This window comes from Pseudomonas fluorescens NCIMB 11764 (assembly GCF_000293885.2).
Taxonomy (GTDB): domain Bacteria; phylum Pseudomonadota; class Gammaproteobacteria; order Pseudomonadales; family Pseudomonadaceae; genus Aquipseudomonas; species Aquipseudomonas fluorescens_B.
Genome location: NZ_CP010945.1, coordinates 4,518,781 through 4,538,709 on the forward strand (window position 1 = coordinate 4,518,781; position 19,929 = coordinate 4,538,709).

14 protein-coding genes are annotated in these 19,929 nt (G+C 57.4%); all 14 read right to left on the reverse strand.

Annotation, left to right across the window (positions count from 1 at the left end; genetic code table 11):
• Positions 1-7: 7 nt before the first annotated feature.
• The 14 genes from B723_RS20765 to B723_RS20830 all read right to left on the reverse strand — a co-directional run bounded on the left by B723_RS20765 (position 8) and on the right by B723_RS20830 (position 19,809).
• Positions 8-3,565 carry a LysM peptidoglycan-binding domain-containing protein gene (locus B723_RS20765; RefSeq protein WP_010460481.1) on the reverse strand — a complete coding sequence of 1,186 codons (3,558 nt, stop codon included), beginning with the start codon at positions 3,563-3,565 and terminating at the stop codon, positions 8-10.
• Positions 3,566-3,594: 29 nt separating this feature from the next.
• The gene (locus B723_RS20770) at positions 3,595-4,461 is read right to left on the reverse strand and encodes a DUF4123 domain-containing protein (RefSeq protein ID WP_010460479.1); all 867 of its coding nucleotides are present in this window, start codon (positions 4,459-4,461) and stop codon (positions 3,595-3,597) included.
• Positions 4,452-6,500, reverse strand: coding sequence for a type VI secretion system tip protein VgrG (locus B723_RS20775; RefSeq protein WP_017338721.1), 2,049 nt, complete (start codon positions 6,498-6,500; stop codon positions 4,452-4,454). Before B723_RS20775 ends, B723_RS20770 begins: the two co-directional genes overlap by 10 nt.
• A gap of 326 nt (positions 6,501-6,826) precedes the next feature.
• A complete protein-coding gene (locus B723_RS20780) occupies positions 6,827-7,771 on the reverse strand; it encodes a carbohydrate kinase family protein (RefSeq protein WP_017338723.1) in 945 nt (314 codons plus the stop codon).
• A 13-nt stretch (positions 7,772-7,784) separates the two neighbouring features.
• Positions 7,785-9,281 (reverse strand): xylulokinase, encoded by a 1,497-nt coding sequence (xylB, locus tag B723_RS20785; RefSeq protein WP_017338724.1) that lies wholly within the window; start codon positions 9,279-9,281, stop codon positions 7,785-7,787.
• 88 nt (positions 9,282-9,369) lie between these two features.
• On the reverse strand, positions 9,370-10,842 hold the full coding sequence (locus B723_RS20790; RefSeq protein ID WP_017338725.1) for a mannitol dehydrogenase family protein: 1,473 nt from the start codon (positions 10,840-10,842) through the stop codon (positions 9,370-9,372).
• Positions 10,843-10,858: 16 nt separating this feature from the next.
• Positions 10,859-11,962, reverse strand: coding sequence for an ABC transporter ATP-binding protein (locus tag B723_RS20795; protein WP_017338726.1), 1,104 nt, complete (start codon positions 11,960-11,962; stop codon positions 10,859-10,861).
• A 131-nt stretch (positions 11,963-12,093) separates the two neighbouring features.
• The gene (locus tag B723_RS20800) at positions 12,094-12,924 is read right to left on the reverse strand and encodes a carbohydrate ABC transporter permease (protein ID WP_007936731.1); all 831 of its coding nucleotides are present in this window, start codon (positions 12,922-12,924) and stop codon (positions 12,094-12,096) included.
• Between the two features lie 10 nt (positions 12,925-12,934).
• A complete protein-coding gene (locus B723_RS20805; protein ID WP_017338727.1) occupies positions 12,935-13,861 on the reverse strand; it encodes a carbohydrate ABC transporter permease in 927 nt (308 codons plus the stop codon).
• A gap of 143 nt (positions 13,862-14,004) precedes the next feature.
• Entirely contained in the window at positions 14,005-15,315 is a 1,311-nt protein-coding gene (locus B723_RS20810) for an ABC transporter substrate-binding protein (RefSeq protein WP_017338728.1), read from the reverse strand.
• Positions 15,316-15,567: 252 nt separating this feature from the next.
• The gene (locus B723_RS20815; protein WP_017338729.1) at positions 15,568-16,473 is read right to left on the reverse strand and encodes an AraC family transcriptional regulator; all 906 of its coding nucleotides are present in this window, start codon (positions 16,471-16,473) and stop codon (positions 15,568-15,570) included.
• 83 nt (positions 16,474-16,556) lie between these two features.
• On the reverse strand, positions 16,557-17,444 hold the full coding sequence (locus B723_RS20820; RefSeq protein ID WP_017338730.1) for a phospholipase: 888 nt from the start codon (positions 17,442-17,444) through the stop codon (positions 16,557-16,559).
• Positions 17,445-17,554: 110 nt separating this feature from the next.
• On the reverse strand, positions 17,555-18,457 hold the full coding sequence (locus B723_RS20825; protein ID WP_017338731.1) for a phospholipase: 903 nt from the start codon (positions 18,455-18,457) through the stop codon (positions 17,555-17,557).
• A 50-nt stretch (positions 18,458-18,507) separates the two neighbouring features.
• Positions 18,508-19,809, reverse strand: coding sequence for a glycosyltransferase (locus B723_RS20830; protein ID WP_017338732.1), 1,302 nt, complete (start codon positions 19,807-19,809; stop codon positions 18,508-18,510).
• Positions 19,810-19,929 lie beyond the last annotated feature (120 nt).

Here is a 19,929-nt window from a genome sequence, read left to right on the forward strand (position 1 = left end):
GACTCGATTATAAAGGGCCGGAATATTTCATGGTGGTCATCGGGATATAGCTATTTTCCCGAAAGTCCAGCTTGCAGAACGCGTCTATACGCTGACCCATTTTCTTCACATTTGATTTATAGCGGGCCCGAGCTTTAACGCCTTCCGCACGTTCCATGCTAAGTACAGGAACTGCCATAAAATTATCTAGTCTGTATCTATTCTCACAATACGCTTGCCCGGACTCTTTAGGTGCGACGCCTAGTTTGTTCATGCATTTACAAGCGTCCTCAAATAGCTGTTGAGCTTTGGTTAACGCTTCTGCGCCATCCGCCGTTGATCCTACCCAATAAATCACTCTGTCGAGAGCTCGTTGTTGGAGCAAACGTGCTTCCTGTTTTACGTACTTACGATCGGTACTTTTACTTTCACTTGTGTCTTGGTTCGTTGAAATTACTGAAAACTCTTCCGGCTCAGAACTGAGCGTCATAAGGAGGGGGCCCAAGGCCGCGGGAGTTGCTTCCATAAACCATTTTTGCAATTCGGCTTGATTTTCATATTCAATAATAGTGTCTGCAATGGGCCCTCCCTTTCCACTACTGGTCATCGCGTCATATAGATTCATAATAACGTCGATGCCCATCATATAGATCATTGCCACATCCAACCCGACCGCACCGAGCATGTTTAGTGCAGAAGCCTGTTCAGCAGCCTCTGGAGTAATCCAGCTAATAGAAGCGCCTTTAGCTTTATACAGCTCACGTCGATAAATATTGATAAGCTCTACAACAGCCTCGTAACCTACCTCAAATTTGAAACTACCACTTGCACCCGGCCCAAGAACAACCGTTGCTTTAAGATTGAGAATGAATTTACCCTTATCCAGAGAAACTCCAGCATTGCCCTGCAAGCCCGCGCCATAGGCAGCACCTAAAGATCCGCTGAGGTTGGCAAGCGTTAGCCATTGGCTAGCGCTCGTAGCCTCCTTGCTGTTATTGATTCCGGTGGAGGGTCCTGCCCGCAATACAGCCAATGCTTTAGGCGGAGCCCAATTCAAAGCCCCTGTCAGTTGGATACCTGCTTGCACGCCGGCGAACAGATTGAAATTGGCCTTTATGCCATTTTCAATTTGTACGTTGGCGGCCTTGCCGGACATGACTTGGCCACTTGATTTGGTATCGACAGCCGTGAGCGCCTTGGACTTGTATTCAAGGTCTGGGGTAGGGCTGGTATCACCATTGTCGGCTTTGGTTTTGATCGTTTCTTCGTGGGTCTTCCGTTCGGCCTTTGCTTCGGTATCTTCGCGCTGTGCCGGTTTGACAGGGCTGAGTGTCGCGCCATATTTGGTATTGCCGCCTATAGGGACCAGCTCAATACTACCGGCGAGCATGAGCGACGCACCGGCGTATCCCCACGCACGGGCACCGAAATGGAAGGACATACGGCCGAGGTTCAAGGTCTGAAGTTGAGGATTACCTTCGAGATAGTAATCGACCGTCACATCCTTGGCTTTTTCGCGAGTCGGCATGTCGATTTTAAGCAGTTCCACTTCACCTCGAGCCAAGTCAAAGCTCAGTGACGCACTGGCCGACGTCTTGAAGCCTTCAGCGGCAGAGAAGGAGGGACCTTCCAGTTTCACTTCGCCATGCAGTTTTTTTTGCGGCGGCGCAAGGCAGCGGACAAACTGCGCCTGCTGGCTCTTGTCGAAAAGCCTCACTTCACCACGAACACTCTTTTTGAATACGACCTGCTTTAGATGCTCGCCCCATTCTTTTCGCGCACCGGCATCCTCAAGCTGAGTCACTTTATAGCCGTTGGTTTGCAAGAAGCTGTAAAACTTGTCGATATTGAACCAACCATTGGTATCAAACCAATCGCCGGCTTGATCTCCAATTTTTAGCGCGCCCTGGCTTGCCAGCCACTGGCCAAATACCTTCTGCGCGCTGTTTTTATTTGCACCACCGTCACCATTTTTTGGGATGCCTTCAAGAATTTTTTTTGCGCTCTTGCCGGCTTTTTTCAAGTCTTCCTCAAGAAGGTTTGGCGCCCCCTTGAGGTTGAGCAAACTGAACCACTTCAACGGCGTGCCGCTTGTAGCCAGTGTGCTGACCTCTCTTAGCGGAAAGCCATCTTTGACAAGCCGATCAACCGGCTGAGGCTCAAACTGTTCAGGCTCCCATAATAAGTGACGTCGAATAGGGTCAGCAGCGACTTTTTGTTGAGCCTTTTCGTGTAAGCCCTGTTTTACAACTTGCAAACGGTCCCATTCGGCACGTTCGGCTTCGACCAGACCGGCAGGTGCCTGGGCATTTTGACCCGTCGCTTCGATCCAGTTTTTGTATTTTTCACGCAAGCGGTTATTGATTTCCGATTGCTGTTTTTCCGTATCGAGAAACAACTTGAACTGCTCGATACCTGTAGTGATGTCATCGCCACTGATCAATGCGTACTCAGGTAAGGCGATCCCGTATTCCGCTACTTTGATAATCGCGTCGGTGTATTCGTGATAGGCAAACGACTTGGCTTCGCCATGCTTCCACGCCAGGTAGGCGTATGTATCGCCTTCGCAGGTGTATAAACACTTCTGCAGTTCATCACGCTTTTTCTTGTCAGTTTCAAGGAGCTTGGCGATATCTTCCTGAGCCTGTGGCTTGATGCCACCTTCACTGATCAGCGCCTTGCGTTTCTCCAGGTAATTTTGGACGCGAGCGCGAGCCTCGATTGCCCCGGCAGCGAACAACGTACCGTTCTCGTACGTATGACCCTTCTTTTCGGCGGCGGCAATAGCTGTTTTTTTTAGCGCCAACCACTCGCTGCGTAACTTGCGTAGCTCGCTGTAATCATCCCGGATACGGTTCTGAGTATCGATATCCGACTGAAGCTGATCTATACGTGAGCGCTGAGTATCGGTTTTCGGCGTTTCGGCCTTTGGTGCGTCCTTTTCTTTTGCGCGTTTTACTTCTTGGCGGCTGCGAAGGACCATTCCTGGGTCCATTTCGATATTCGGTTCCTGAGCTTCAATCTCCTCCATTCGCTGGCGCTGTTCGCCCTCGAGAAAATTACTCAGTTTTGGCTCAAGGAAGTAATTCAGTAATCCGCTGTCATCTAATCCCTTGAGGCGCTCATCGCGGGATTTACTCGGGGCAATTTGATTCTCCAGAGCGTGCATCGCCTCCTTCATCGAGGAGGCGGCGCGCTCGGGCAGTAACCAAAACTCTTCTTCGTCAGTTGCATAAATTGCGGTGCCGTACGTGTTGGAACAAGGCTTGGGCTGATCCTTGAAGCTGGGGGCGCACGTTTCTGTAAAGTCTTTTTTCGGCCCCAAGTCAATGGGCTTAGGGCCAGGCGCACTTGCACTTTCGGCCGTTGGAGCAGGTTGGGAAGCTGCCGTTGAAGGGGCCGCTGGTTTTGCAACCGCTTCAGCCTGAGCACTCTTGGGAACACTAAGATTCCAACCCGGTTTAATCGCACTCGGGTTGGTAATGAATGGATTCATCTGGCGCAGTTGCGCAACATTGGTGTTGTAGCGAGTAGCAATCTGGCTGAGCGTTTCACCAGGATTGACTGAATGATTGGTAATTTCCATGGTGCTTCCGTTCTGTTGTTGCGTCGGGTTCATTGGGGATTGGCGGATGCTGTTTGCATCAGCTGTTCAACCTTGATGAATGACTCTTCCCTGGATTGCAGGATGGCCATTGCTTCTGGCCGTGTTTCAAGCCGCGGTCCGTCGACGACGGAGGCGAGCTTGAGCAAGTGATCACCTTCGTAGATGTTGTTTTTGAGCAAAAGGTCCAGGTTCTCGGTAATTTCATTGATCCGGTCATCACCGGGCTTACCGAACGCTGCATATTGCTCATCGACCCAGTACAACCACCCCAGCCGCGCTTGAATCTTTGCTGCGTTGTCGGGAAGGTTGAACGCCGGGCCATCGCCACGCCACTTCAGTTCCGACTTCGCCGTCCAGGACAGCCACGCGCCGCGCTCTTTGCCGAAGTGTCTCGGGGCAGGGCTATACACTGCTTGCCAAGGACCGAACAATTGAATGGACGTGTCGCCTGCGGTGTAGGCCAGCGCAGCCCACAGGCTAGGTTTATGATAACTCAACAGGCTTTGGCCGCCGGAACCGTCGTTGGCTCGTAGCAACCAGCGCGCGTGTGCGAGTGCCTGAGTGGCGTCTTCTGCGACCAGGGCAATGCCCGAGTGATTTTCTTCGCACAATCGCGTGGCTTCGACTGCCAATCGGCTGCCCCAAGGTGCTGTGAGCCAGAGCGGACCGTCATTGGCGATTTCCGCAAAGTCAGTGCTGCTGTACAAGGCTTGAGCATTCATCGGTTCGCCGATGCGATACAGACGCGACATCGCCTCGGGTTGGCGTGCGCGATCGATGATGAAACACAGGACCTGACTGGACTGTTCCCTGGGCAGCGACTCGAATCCGTAACGAGGTGCGGCCAGCAGGGTGTTCATGGCGGTTACATGCATGTGCAATCCTTACGGCTGCAGGCGCCGTTGCTTTGTTTGCCGCACAACGGCGTAATACCCGATTCGTTGAGGCGGCTGGGGAGAGGCGCTTTGCCCGCGACATCCGCATCCGCCGCTTTCATCGGCCCCGGCAACAACGGCGCGGCAGGCGTACCCACCCCAGGCGAGCCCCCGGTATTAACCTTCACCTCAGCCCCACTGATCGTCACACCCCCCGCATCAACCTTGACGAAGCTCCCGCCAGCCTTGGCCGTCAGTTCCATTCCGCCTTCAACCACCACCTTCTCGCCAGCGTGGTAATGAATCTCCTGACCGGCCTCGACAAACTGCGCCGTCCCGACCTTCACATGCTGGGTCACCGCCACCGTCAGGTGATCATCCGCCCGCGCCTCAGACTTGCGGTCCAGATGGGTAATCCGGTGTTCTTCAACCTTGAACTCGCTGAAAACATTGGCCTCGACCGTGTCATGGCGTTCATTGCCGATACGGATTTTCTGGTCGTGCTCGATGTTTTCATCCCAGTCGCGCTGGGCGTGCAGGTAGATCTGTTCCGCGCCTTTTTTGTCTTCGATGCGAAATTCGTTGTAGCCCTTGCCGCCCGGGGAGCTGAGGGTCTTGAAGGTGCTGCGGGTTTTGTTCGCCGGCAGATCGTAGGGGACGACGTTTTCCTTGTGGTACAGGCAGCCGGTGATCAGCGGTTGGTCGGGGTCGCCTTCGAGGAAGGTGACGAGCACTTCCATGCCTACTCGGGGGATGGCAATGCCGCCGTAGGCGCTGCCGGCCCAGCCGGTGGCGACGCGCAGCCAGCAGCTGGTCTTGTCGTTGGCCTGGCCGTCGCGGTCCCAGTGGAATTGCACTTTGACGCGGCCGTACTCGTCGCAGTGGATTTCTTCGCCGGGCGTGCCGGTAACGATGGCGGTCTGGCTGCCGAGGACTTGCGGTTTCGGGTGTTCGAGGGCAGGGCGGTAGTGCGCGTCCCACGGCGTGGCGAGGAAGCGGTTGCGGTAGCCCTGATGGAAATCGTCTTTGTTCTGGGTGACGTCGCTGGTGACGTTTTCGCCCAGCACTTGCGGTTGTTTGCCTTCGTGGACCACTTCCAGCAGCAGCCAGAGGTCGTTCCATTCGGCGCGCGGGTGTTCGCTCAGGGCCATGAAGTGGCCGCTGACCAGTGTCGGTTGATCGCCTTTGCCTTCCGCGAGTTTGTAGTCGCTACGGTGGCGCTCAAGGGCGCGGGTTGCCAATTGCTTGCCGCGGGCACGGTCGGTGAAACGGCCGGGGTAGTCGTAGTCTTCCAGGTCCGGGGAGAATGCGCTGGAAGCTGCGCCTTCCGGGAGGATGCGGGGTTTTTCGAAATCGTAATCACGACGGCTGACGCGGGTGGTGCGGGTTTCCAGGCGCAGGTTGAAGCGCTTGATCACCGGTTTCTCGGCGGCCATGCCCGAGTCTTGCTGATAGGCCACGGGCGCCAGTTTGCGGAATACCGTCTGGTCGTCGCCGAACACCAGTTTGTGGCCGCTGTTGCTGTGCTGGAAATGGAAGTGGATGCCTTCTTCTTCGCACAGGCGCTGGATGAAATGCAGGTCGGATTCGTCGTACTGCACGCAGTAGACGCGCTCCGGGTAGATCGCGCCGAGCTGGAAGCTGTAGGCGTCGGCGAGGATGCCACGGGCTTCGAGCACCTGGGCGATGATCTTCGGCACCGTCAAGTGCTGGAAGATCTGCTGGTCATGGTTATGCCGCAGGTACGCCAGTTGCGGCACCAGGCTGATGCTGTAGCGGGTCAGGCTTTTGCCGGAGTCGCCTTGCTCGATGCGATAGACCAGCCCGTGAATGATGCCTTTGCCGGTGGCGCCGAAGGTCAGGCAGCCGCGCTTGTGCAGCAACTCTTCGAGCTTCAGGTCGGGGCGTGCGCTGACCAGTTCGATGTCAAAACAGAAGGGCTGATTGAGGGCTTCGCGACCGACGAAACTGAGTACCTGAAGGTCAACGGAAACGCCTTCCAGCGTGAGGGAAATATGGGTTGCGTTTGCGTCCAGCATGCCTTGAATTCCGTCCTTTGGATAAGCAGATGCGGATGGTGCAGGATTAAACCTGCTGGTTCAAGGCGCAAATGCCGTAGGCGGTGAGGCAGGGCTGCATCGGGGAAACCCTTAATGGCGCAGTTCAGGCCAATGGAAACGGGCGTTTTCGTTGGCCGGGCGGGCGAACGCTTCTTTGCCGGTGCACGCATTCGTTTTCAGCGCCTGACAGAAAGCCATCGCTAGCAGGCTAGCTCCCACAGTAGATCTTCGGTGAACACAGATTTTGTGTTCGGCATCGATTCAATGTGGGAGTAGCTAACCTGCTAGCGATGAGGCCCTCACATTCAGCGCAAATTCAACTGCTGCCGATATGGCAAATCCGGCCCGGTCTTGCTGCACGTCAGCGCCGCCGCCTGTACCGCAAACCTCAACATCCCGTCGATCTGCTCGCGCGCAAGCGATTGCACACCTTCCACCGAATCCAGATGCTGCTCGGTCAACCACGTAATCAACGCCGCCTGGAACGTATCGCCAGCCCCCACGGTGTCGGCAATCTTCACCGAACAGGCCGGCACCGACCACGAGCCATGGTGGCGGCTGAACACCGTCGCACCCTCGCCACCACGGGTCAGGAATACCAACTGACAGCGATGCTGCAACCAGCCTTCAATCACTCGCTGCGGATCCTGCTCGGGATATAACAGGCTCAAGTCCTCATCGCTGACTTTGATCAGGTCGGCCAGCACGACCAGCGTGGCCACTCGCGTACGCCAGAGATCGATGTTCGGTTCAGGATTGAGTCGCACGTTGGGATCGAGACTGATCAGACGCTTGCCACTCTCGCGCTGGACCAAGGCCAGCAACGTGTCGGCAATCGGCTGCACCACCAGCGAGAACGAGCCGATGTGCAAGCCGCGCACTTCCGCGCCCAGTTGCGGCAGATGTTCCGGTTTCAACTGTCGGTCCGCGCAGCCTTCGCCACGAAAACTGTAATGCGGCGAGCCATTGGCGCCGACCGCGACCATCGCAAGGGTGGTCGGTGCCGCGAAATCCACCAGGTAATCCGCACGCACACCTTCATTTCGCAGCACTTGCTGCAAACGCCGGCCAAGGTAGTCGGTCGATAACCCGGCAAACAGCGCCGCATCCACACCGAGCCGGCGCAAACCGACCGCGACGTTGAACGGCGAGCCACCGGCAATCGCCTTGAAATTCACTGTTGAAGCCAGGCCGCTGGCGTCGTCTTCACTGAAGAAATCGAACAGCGCTTCGCCACACACCAGGTACATAGTTGTTCACTCTCTAAAGGGTTGCGACATGCTGTTGATAGCGTTCATAGGCCTGCTGACAGGCTGCCACGTTTGCTGCGATCGGCAAGGTTTCGCTGGCGAGGTCGAGCTTCACGCAACGCTCGCACAGGTCCGCCAGGCTGTCTTCGTGGCCGTTTGCCCAGGACTTGCACCACGCGGCCTGAATCGCCGCGCCGAGGGCGGCGGCTTCGCTTTGTTCGGTGCAGATCACTGGGGTGTTCATGATGTCGGCGACGATCTGCCGCCATACCGGACTTTTCGAGCCGCCGCCGATCAGGCAGATGCGCAGGCTTTGTAAGCCATTCTGGCGCAGCAGGTCCAGCCCGTAACGCAAACCGAACGTCGTGCCTTCGACCACGGCGCGACACAGGTTGGCTTGCGTCAGGTTCGTCATGGTCAAACCGAGCAAACTGCCGGTGGCATGGGGCAGGGCGGGGACGCGTTCGCCGTTGAGAAACGGCAGCATGCACACGCCTTCGGCGCCGATCGGCGCTTGCGCAACGAGGTGGTTGAATTGCTCGATATCCAGCGCGAACAAATCTCGAATCATCCCGGTGGCGTTGGTCAGGTTCATGGTGCAGATCAGCGGCAACCAGCCACCGCTGGAGGCACAGAACGTCGCGACCGAGGCGTCCGGGCTGACTTTGGGTTGATCAGCATAGGCATACACCGTGCCTGAGGAACCGAGGCTCATGGTGATCGCGCCGGGTCGGATGTTGCCGGTGCCGATAGCGCCCATCATGTTGTCGCCACCGCCGCTGGACACCAGCGCCTCGGGGTTGATGCCCAAGTGTTCGGCGATGTCCGGCAGGATCGTGCCGACCGCTTGATGGGCGTCGATCAGCTCCGGCAGCGCGGCTTGCAAACGCCCGCTGGGGTCGATGTCGCGCAACAGTTGCAAGTCCCACTGGCGAGTGCGCACGTTGAAATAACCGGTGCCCGAGGCGTCGCCGTACTCGCTGCAACTGCGGCCCGTGAGCCAGTGGTTGAGGTAGTCGTGGGGTAACAGGATGCGGGCGATCCGGGAAAAAACCTCCGGGTACTGTTCTTTGGTCCAAAGCAGTTTTGACACCGTGTAACCTGGTGCGATGACCACGCCGAGGCGTTCCAGCGAGCCTTTTTCGCCGCCGAGATGAGCGAGCAGGCGCTCGTTTTCCGCGGTAGTTTCTGTGTCGCACCAGAGTTTGGCGGGGCGTAGCACCTGGCCTTGATCGTCGAGCAGGACCAGACCGTGTTGCTGGCCGGAGACGCCAATGCCGAGGATCTGCTGGCCGTCGACGTTGGCAGCAAGCAAGGCTCGGCGAGTCGCTGAAGTGAACGCTTCAAGCCATTGCGATGTGTCCTGCTCGCGGCGGCCATTGGTGCCGCTGATCAACGTATGCGCGGCGGCGCCCTGGCCGAGGACCCGACCGCTGACCGCATCGAGGACGATGGCCTTGGTGCCTTGGGTGCCGCAGTCGATGCCGAGGAATAATTGTTGGTTTGCCATGGGCGGTCCTTGCTGTGTCAGTTCGATATCAGCGTATTCAACATGTCGGGAGGCTGTCAGGCAGCCATCGAGGGCAGTAGTTTCACCATTAAGCCAGCACCCGCTCCAGCGTCCGCGTCACACCCACCTCTCGCAAGCTATTGCAGCACCATTCAAACGCCGCCACAAACTCGGCTGAATGCGGAATCGCCGAGCCAAAAATTTCCTCCACCGCCAGTAACCGCTGGGTAATCAACGCATCATCCGCCACCAGCGCCTGGCAAAACGCGGCGCGCGGATCGGGAATCGAGTAGGTATCACCATTCTCATCCACCCCCTTCAAATACAACGCCCAGGCCGCCACGACCAACGCCGCACGTTTGGTCTCCCGGCCATCGGCAATCAGTCGGTTGATCGTCGGAATGGTGAACTTCGGAAACTTCGACGAACCGTCCGAACACACTCGCTCCAGCTGATCGGCAATCGCCTGATTGGAGAAACGCTCGACCAGTGTGTTCTTGTACTCGGTCAGGTCGATCCCGGGAACGGACGACAGCTGCGGTGTCACGTCCAGGTCCATGTAGGCGCGCATGTAGCGCACAAACAGGGGGTCGTTCATGGTCTCGTGAACAAAGCGATATCCCTTCAGGAACCCGAGATACGTCAGTGCCAGGTGACTGCCGTTGAGCAGTTTGATTTTCATCTCTTCGTACGGCGTCACATCATCGGTGAATTGCACGCCGACCTTCTCCCAGGCCGGACGCCCGTTGACGAACTTGTCTTCCAGCACCCACTGCACAAACGGCTCGCAGACCACCGGCCAGGCATCGTCGACGGCATGCTTGTCGTGCAATTGCAGCTTGTGTTCGGTGCTGGTCATTGGCGTGATGCGGTCCACCATGGCATTCGGAAAGCTCACGTGCCCGGCGATCCAGTCGCGCAAGTCCGTATCGCGTAAAGCGGCGAAGGCCAGCAGGGCTTTGCGAGTGACCGCGCCGTTGTGCGGCAGGTTATCGCAGGACATCAAGGTGAACGCCGGGATGCTGGCTGCGCGGCGTTTGGCCAACGCGGCACAGAGGAAACCGAACACCGTTTTCGGCGAGTCCGGGTGCGCCAGATCGTGCTGGATCTGCGGCAGGTGGGCCATGAATTCGCCGTTGCTGTCGTCGATGCAGTAACCGCCTTCGGTGATGGTCAGCGAGACGATACGGATCTCGGGGCTGGCGAGTTTGTCGATCAGCGCTTGCGCGCCGTCCTCGGCCAGCAGCATGTCGCGGATCGCGCCGATGACCCGGACTTCGGTGTCGTCGGTGTCACCGAGTTCAAACAGGGTGAACAGGTAATCCTGCTCCTTCAGATCATCCCGGGCGCGGCGATCTTCAGCGCGCAGGCCGACGCCGCAAATCGCCCAGTCCAGGCCTTCGCCCGTGTTCATCAAGGCGTCGGTGTAATACGCCTGATGGGCGCGGTGAAAACCGCCGACGCCGATGTGCGCGATGCCTTGGCGGGTGTCGCTCAGGGCGTAGGCGGGCAGGACCACTTCGGGTGCGAGGTGCTGCAGGTTCTGTTTATTGAGTTTCATCACAGGCTCTCTGAAGTCAGGCCGCAGCGCGCAACGGACGGGTCAACGCCACGCCGTCGGCATCGAATAAATGGCAGTGCTCGGCGTCCAGGTGCAGGCTCAGGGTTTCGCCGTAGCGGCTGGCGAGGTCGCCGCGAACGCGCATGGTCAGCGCTTCACCGGACGCGGTCAGCACGTGGCAGAAGGTGTCGCTGCCCAGGCGCTCGCTGACGTCGGCGGTGACTTGCAAGGTACAGTCGCCGGTTTGCGCCAGTTCCAGATGCTCCGGGCGAATGCCCAGGGTCACCGCGCCGCCGACGCTCAGGTTGGCGCCGCTCAATGGCAAGGTGATGCGGGTGCCGGCATCGAGCGCCACTTCGCAGCTTTGGCTGTCGACACGGGTGACTTTGCCCTTGAGGAAGCCCATTTTCGGCGTGCCGAGAAAGCCTGCGACAAACAGGTTGGCCGGCTGGTGATACAGATCCAGCGGCGAACCGACCTGTTCGATCTTGCCGCCATTCAACACCACCACTTTGTCGGCCATGGTCATGGCTTCCACCTGGTCGTGGGTCACGTAGATCATCGTGGCTTGCAGCTCCTTGTGCAGGCGCAGCAGTTCCAGTCGCATCTGCACGCGCAGGGCAGCATCAAGGTTGGACAGCGGTTCGTCGAACAGGAAGATTTTCGGGTTGCGCACGATGGCGCGGCCGATGGCCACGCGTTGACGCTGGCCGCCCGACAGCTGTTTCGGTTTGCGCTCCAGCATCGGCCCGAGCTCGAGGATACGCGCCGCTTCGCCGACTTTTTTCTCGACTTCGGCTTTGGGTACGCCCGCCAGATCGAGGGCGAACGACATGTTTTTGCGCACGCTCATGTGCGGGTACAGGGCGTAGGTCTGGAACACCATCGCCAGGTCTCGCTTGGCCGGGCTGACTTCGGTGATGTCGCGGCCATCGAGTTCGATGGTGCCGCCGCTGACTTCTTCCAGGCCGGCGATCAACCGCAGCAGCGTGGATTTACCGCAGCCTGACGGGCCGACGAAGACCACGAATTCCTTGTCGTTCACTTCCAGGTCGATGCCTTTGATGATGGAAAAGCCTTCGAAGCCTTTTTGCAGATTCTTGATTTTCAGGTTGGCCATGGTGGTGGGCCTCCGCTTGTTATTTTTAAGATCAAAAGATCGCAGCCTGCGGCAGCTCCTACAGGAGATTTATGCCGATACGACGTCCCGCGCAGGAGCTGCCGAAGGCTGCGATCTTTTGCTTTCAATGTTCATTTCACTGCACCAAACGACAGGCCGCGGACCAGTTGTTTCTGGCTGATCCAGCCGAAGATCAGGATCGGCGCGCAGGCCAGCGTGGACACCGCCGACAACTTGGCCCAGAACAGGCCTTCGGGACTTGAGTACGAAGCGATCAGCGCGGTCAGTGGCGCGGCTTTCGACGAGGTCAGGTTCAACGACCAGAACGCCTCGTTCCAGCACAGGATCAACGACAGCAGCACTGTGGAAGCCAGACCGCCCTTGGCGATCGGCAACAGCACCCGGACCATTTCCTGCCACAGCGTGGCGCCGTCGAGGCGTGCGGCTTCGAGGATGTCTTTGGGGATGTCCTTGAAGTAGGTGTAAATCATCCAGACCACGATCGGCAGGTTGATCAGCGTGTAGATCACGATCAGCGCGATCCGCGTGTCGAGCAGGCCAAAGCTCTTGGCCAGCAAGTAGATCGGCATCAGCACGCCCACCGGCGGCAGCATCTTGGTGGAGAGCATCCACAGCAGTGTGCCTTTGGTGCGCTGGGTTTCGTAGAACGCCATCGAGTAGGCCGCAGGCACCGCGATCAGCAGGCACAGGGCCGTGGCGCTGAAGGAGATCACCACCGAGTTCCAGGCAAAACTGAAGTAATCGCTGCGCTCGTTGATGTGCAGGTAGTTCTCCAGCGTCGGCGTGAAGATGAACTGCGGCGGCGTGGCGAACGCGTCGATCTCGGTTTTGAAGCTGGTCAGCACCATCCAGAAAATCGGGAAGAAGATCAGGATCGCGATGGCCCAGGCCAGGGTGCCAAGCAGCAGGCTTTGCAGGCGACGGGATTGTTGAAGGGTCATGGCGCAGGCCTCAGGCTTTGTCTGTCAGGTTTTTGCCGATCATCCGCACCAGCACGATGGCCGCGATGTTGGCGATCACCACCGCAATCAAACCGCCGGCGGACGCCATGCCGACGTCGAACTGCACCAGCGCCTGGTTGTAGATCAGGTAGGCGAGGTTGGTCGAGGCATAGCCGGGGCCTCCGTTGGTGGTGGTGAAGATTTCGGCGAACACCGAGAGCAGGAAGATGGTTTCGATCATCACCACCACGGCGATGGGACGCGCCAGGTGTGGCAGGGTCAAGTGCCAGAAGATCGCGATGGGCCCGGCGCCATCGAGGCGCGCGGCTTCTTTCTGTTCCTGGTCGAGAGACTGCATGGCGGTCATCAGAATCAGGATCGCGAAGGGCAGCCATTGCCACGAGACAATGATGATGATCGACAGCAGCGGGTAATGCGCCAGCCAGTCCACCGGTTGTGCACCGAAGAGTTTCCAGACGTAGGCGAGAATCCCCGACACCGGGTGGAAAATCAGGTTTTTCCAGATCAGCGCACCGACGGTGGGCATGATGAAGAACGGCGAGATCAACATCACCCGCACGATGCCGCGACCGAGAAACTCACTGGCCTCCAGCAACGCGCTGATCAATACCCCGAACACCACGCTGATCAACAGCACGCTACCTACCAGCAACAAGGTGTTGGTGGCACCGGGCATAAAACCGGAGTCCGTCAGGAAGTAGGTGAAGTTCTCAAGTCCCACGAACTCGTTTTCACCAGGATTGAGCAGGTTGTAGCGGATCATCGAAAAATACAGCGTCATGCCCAACGGCACGATCATCCACAGCAGCAACAACGCCACCGAGGGGCTGACCAGAAACCAGCCGGGATTGGCCAACCGGCTTTTACGCACCGGCTGGGGAATGTCCATGTGAGCTTTGGCAGTTGAAGTATTCATGGCGTTAAAACCGATTGGGAACAGACGATGAAGATCAACTGTGGGAGCGAGCCTGCTCGCGATAGCGATTTATCAGCCAACACTGATGTTGAATGTCATGGCCTCATCGCGAGCAGGCTCGCTCCCACATTGAAATGGTGGGGTTACTTGGGATAACCCGCGCGCTTCATCTCACGTTCGGTGGTTTGCTGGGCGGCGGTCAGGGCCTGATCGACCGTGGTCTGGCCGATCAGCGCGGCCGAGAACGACTTGCCAACCTGGGTGCCAATGCCCTGGAACTCAGGAATGGTCACCAGTTGAATGCCGATGTACGGCACGGGCTTGAGCGTCGGTTTGCTCGGGTCCGCCGCTTTCAGCGATTCCAGGGTTACCTTGGCGAACGGTGCGGCGCTCATGTAGGCGTCGCTGTAGGTCGAGGCCCGAGTGCCTGGTGGCACGTTGGCGATGCCGTCCTTTGCTGCAACCAGTGCGCCGTATTCCTTGGAAGTCGCCCAGGCGCTGAAGGTTTTTGCCGCGTCCTTGGCCTTGGAGCTGGTCGGAATTGCCAGCGCCCAGGAATAGAGCCAGGCCGAGCCTTTATCGGTGGTCTGGTGCGGCGCGTAGGTGAATCCCACGTGTTCGCTGACTTTGCTCTGGGTCTTGTCGGTGACGAACGAGCCGGCCACGCTGGCATCGACCCAGATCGCGCACTTGCCACTGTTGAACAGCGCCAGGTTTTCGTTGAAGCCGTTGCTCGACGCGCCCGGCGGACCGGAATTCTTCATGGTGTCGACGTAGAAGTTCAGCGCGTTTTTCCACTCGGGGCCGGTGAATTCAGGCTGCCATTTCTCATCGAACCAGCGTGCGCCATAGGCGTTGGCGATAGTGGTGATCAGCGCCATGTTCTCGCCCCAGCCGGCCTTGCCGCGCAGGCAGATGCCGTACTGCTCTTTGTCTTTATGGGTGAGTTTGCCGGCGAATTCGCCGATCTGTTCCCAGGTCGGACGCTCGGGCATGGTCAGCCCGGCCTCCTTGAACAGGTCGGTGCGGTAATAAGTGATGGAGCTTTCGGCGTAGAACGGCAGGGCATACAGCGAACCCTTGACCGACAAACCTTCACGTACCGAAGGGAAAACGTCGTCGAGATCGTAAGTGGCGGGCAAATCCTTCATCGGTTCCAGCCAACCCTTGGCGCCCCAGAGTGCCGCTTCGTACATGCCGATGGTCAGCACATCGAACTGCCCGCCCTGAGTGGCGATGTCGGTAGTCAGGCGTTGGCGCAGGACGTTTTCTTCGAGCACCACCCAATTGAGCTTGATGTCCGGGTGCTCGGCTTCGAAGGTCTTCGAGAGCTTTTGCATGCGGATCATGTCGCTGTTGTTGACGGTGGCGATGGTCAGGGTTTGCGCGCCGAGGCTGACGCTGCTGAGGGTCATGCAGGTGAGGGCTAGCAGAGCTTTTACCGAAGGTTGCATCGTGCACTCCTTTTCTGCACCCGGTGGGGACAGAAGGACAGTTATTGTTTTTGTGTCTTCCGAGGCAGGAAGAATGTGCGCTGATTACAGCCTTCAATTGAGGATGAGACAAATCATTCATCGCACTTGAATCGATACTTTTTTGCACTGGCGTTTGCAGAAGCAAACGAAGGGAAGGGCTTTTCAGCGCTCTGGCGCTATCGAATACGTACAGGTTCTGGCTTCAACGCCGCACCCACAGGGTTGCATGTGCTAGCCCAGATTCTGCTCGGTCAACCGCTGCACCGCCAACCGCCGATAGTGCGAGGGCGTCATGCCTTTCAATTGCTGAAAGCGTCGGTTGAAATTGGAAATGTTGTTGAAGCCCGACTCGAAACACACATCGGTCACCGGTTTATCGCCATCGGCCAGCAGCTCGCAGGACTTGCTGATGCGCAGGCGGTTGACGAACTCGATGAAGCAGCGCCCGGTGGCCTGTTTGAACACGCGGCTGAAGTACGTCGGCTTCATGCCCAGGTGCTCGGCGACTTCCTCCAGCGGCAGTTCACGGGCGTAGTGGGCAAAGATGTAATCCACCGCCCGGTTAGTGCGGTCGATGTTGTGTTCGTCCGCCAGTTGCGGGGTTGTCGCACCGGACAGCAGTTGGTAATCGTCGGAAGCGGCGAGCAACTCCAGCAAAATGAAAAAGTGCCCGAGCCGGGTGACGCCCTGGGTGTCGGCAATGCGCTGCATCAAGGTCATGGCCTGGCGGATGGTGCGTTTGCAGCGAAACTCGATGCCGTATTGGGCACGCTCCAGCAAGGGCGCAAGCGACTTGAGCTCGGTAAACACCTGATGGCCACTCTCGAACAACTCGTCGGTGAAATTGACCAGCATGTCGCGCTTGGGCACCACTTCGTCCTCGGCCACCTGGCTGATCCAGTTGTGGGGCAGGTTGGGGCCAGTGAGAAAGAGTGTTTCCGGGTAGAAATTGCCAATGTAGTCGCCAATGAACACCTTGCCGGAACTGGCGACGATCAGGTGCAGTTCGTATTCCTTGTGAAAATGCCAGCGCACCAAGGGGCAGGGGAAGCCGTGCTGGCGATAGATGATCGACAACCCGTTGTGGTCGTCCATCAGTTCGTAGGAAGGATCGGTGACTCTGGCAGTCCGGGTCATATCAGGGCGCTTTTTTTGTTATTGCGCCCTGATCATGCCTCTTTAGGGGCCGACATTACCAGCTTGCGGCATGTTGACCCGTGTCATGCCCCCACGGGCTCATGCAAGGCGCTGCCATAAACCGCCTTCATGCTGGTGGCGCTCCAGCAATAACGCACGATATCTGACTCGTCGAAAAAGTCGGTGCTGATGAGGCTGCAACGCGTCACCCAGTCCCGGGTCGGGTTGAACCAGTCATTGATGTGGTTCTTGATGTCCTGAGGCCCGCCCAGAAAACCGTAACTGGTGGCCGACAACGACCAAAGAAAGGTCTCGAAAGGCGCGTCATGCAGGGTGCTGGAAATGTGGCGTTGCAGTTCCGTTGTGTCAGTGAAGCGATCGCCGCTCCATTTGTGCGGAATGCGCGGCCAGAAGTAATCATCGTCCAGCCCCGTCACTACGTGCGCTGCCAGTACCAGTCTGCGGCGGGTACTGATGTGTTTGAGTTCTCCCACCGTTTTCCTGGCGTCGGAGGGCGGTATGACTCGCTGATGGAGCCGATTCACCAACAGATCATTCAGTTTCCTATGGTCAAAGCGCTTTGTGCCGTCGCCCATTTGGTGAAAGTCGAAGACGATGAACTCATCCGGATTTTGATCAAGGAACGTCAATGTCGCGTCGATCAGCTCATCGAGAACGCGATGGGACTGATAGCCATTGTGATGAAAGTAGAAGATCGATTGATCGTGCCCTTCGGTGTAACCGAGACGGATATCAAATGCCCGTGCCCCGTTGGCCAGCTGCCATGCAAATGAATCGTTTTGACACGTGGTCCAGTTGCCAATCAGAACATCATAGTTGGGGGCTTTTTTGTCCATGCCGCTGTTATGAGTACAGGGCCAGATCAAGTCGGTCAACTTCAGACGGTCAATGTCGAGAACGTTGCTCATCCATTTCTTTTTGTCGAGAATGCCTTGTAAAACTTGGGTCATTGTCTTTCCTGATAGTAACTTCAGCCCGTCCGTGGGATGAAGTGGATATATGTAATTTCAAGCATAGAAGTGCGGTCCGACATTGCCAGTGACGGAAACATTTGCACAAGTTAATGGCTGTAGGCGTTTGCCTTGATCAGGTTGGCCGTCCGGCAATGGCCTACCAGATTCGACGTTTCAAAAAAATCCGCATTGATAATACTGCTCTTCAGAACCCAATCCCTCGCCGCAGGGTCGAACCATTGATCAAGCTGCTCGCGGATGTTCACCGGACCGCCCGCTGCATGGTAACTGGTCGCGGAGAGTGACCACGGCAGATTGCCGGATGGCGGGTATTTCATCACCCGAGTGATATGCGCGTTGAGCTCACTGATGCTGGTCGTCCCGATCCCGCTCCATTCGTGCTGGATGGACCGACTGAACAAGGTTGCATCGAATGCCGGGTGATATTCGGCCGCAACCAGCACACGCTGGGCATGACTGGCCCGTTTCAATTGACCGAGGGTCAGGCTCGCATTTCTGTAAGGAATTATCCGATCACCCAGATGTGTCATCAGCAGGCGGTTGAACTCCTGATAGCCAAGGCGCTGGTCGCCTGTATTCAGCTGATGAAAATCGAGAACGATGAATTCTTCGGGATTTTCCTGCAGAAACCGGATCACGCTCGTGATCAGGTTTTCCAGAGAGCGGGAAGAGCGAAAACCGTTGTGCTGAAACCAGAATGTTCCGACACCATTGCTGCCGATTTCATACTCAAGCCGCAAGTCGAGCGCACGTGCGCCGTGGGTCAATTGATAATAAAACGAATGGGTCTGACAAGCGGCCCAGTGACTGATGCCCGGCGCCGCATAGGAAGCCTTTTTATCCACGCCGGCATTATGGGCGCCGGGCAAAACCAGTTCCGCAAGCGAAAGTGCATCAATAACGGGAAGTTGGGTCATCCAGTTGTGGGCTGTGAAATATTGAGTGTCATAGGGAAAGGCGGGCAGAAGTCGATTCATATCGTTATTCATAGTGCGTCCTTGCACAGTGGGTTAATCGTCAGATGAGACGATTCTAACGATCAAGTGTCTTCTTTAGTTCGATTTTTCGCTTCAATCCATTGCGCCATGTATTGAGTGCTTTTGTGTTGATGGTGACGCAACATGCTGCCGGTAAAGTTGTCCCGTCTAAGTTGCGCCAAATGCTGTTGGCAATACTCGAGTCGTGCAATCAACGCCGGACCGTGAGTGTGTACCTGGTAACGGTCGGCGAGCAGTTCCAGGCCAACAGTCTGGGCGTTCGACCATTGCGCCTGGTCTTTATAGAGTTGCACCGCACAATCCGCGAACTCGCGCGCCGTACGGGTCACCGCGCCCGGCCAAGGGCCGTTGCCATGCATGGCTTCGGCGCCGATCGGTGTGGTGACATTTGGCGTACCGCAGATCATTGCATCGACGATCTTGCCTTTGATACCCGCACCGAAACGCAAAGGTGCCAGGCATACCCGCGCCGCCGACATCACTTGCAACGCATCTTCCGCCCAGTTCATGACATGGAAACCCTGGGCCGCATTATGCAGGGCCGTCGCTTTGGGCGGCGTATAGGCCCCGTAGATGTGCAATTGCGCAGTGGGCAACTGCTCGCGAATCAGCGGCCAGATCGTGGTTTTCAGCCAGAGCACCGCATCCCAGTTGGGCGCATGGCGAAAGTTGCCGATATGGATAAAGTGCCCGCGATCTTCGAACGGTGCGGGCGGGCTGTCGGGTACATCGACCATCAGCGGGCACCAGTGCAACAGGTTGCGTGGCACGTTGAACTGCTCGACCAACAGCTCGATTTCCATTTCGGAAATCATCAGGTTCAGGTCGCAGCGATACAGCGCCGCAATCTCCCGTTTGGCCAGGTCGGTATCGGCCATCAGCTCGAATTCTTCACGCAAGGCCGGCGCGAACAGTTCACTGAAGTCAGTGTCATTGTCACTGGCTTTCAACCGGTCCTTGAGTCGTTGATGCCGCGCATGGCGCAGGCTCTGCAAATCCTGCGTGCCGAGCACACGCAAGGCATCAGGGCAGTGCTTCTCGACACGCCAGCCGAACTGTTCCTCCATCATGAATTGTTCGAACAGCACGATATCCGGTGCCAGTTCGCGGACAAATGTGTCGAAACTGCTGTTGTTCAGTTCGATAGGCACTTCACGAATGCCCAGCGCCGTCAGATCCTCCTGATGCTCGCCAGCACCGGCCGGGCTGCTGAATGTCACGTCCCAGCCTTGTTGCAGGAAAACTCCGAGCAGTTGCATCACATACCCGCCGGCGGCTGAAGAGCGAGGCTCGGGCCAGACGTAGCCGATAACCAGGACTTTGGTGGCGCGGGGGGGAGTCATGAGGGGTGTTCCTTGAGGCAGGTAGAGAGCAAGGTGTACGAGGGGCAGTAATTAAACCATAGGCCATGTGGTTTCGGTGTTTGAAGCGTACTGAATGGGTGGACGCTCCCGAGCAGGAGC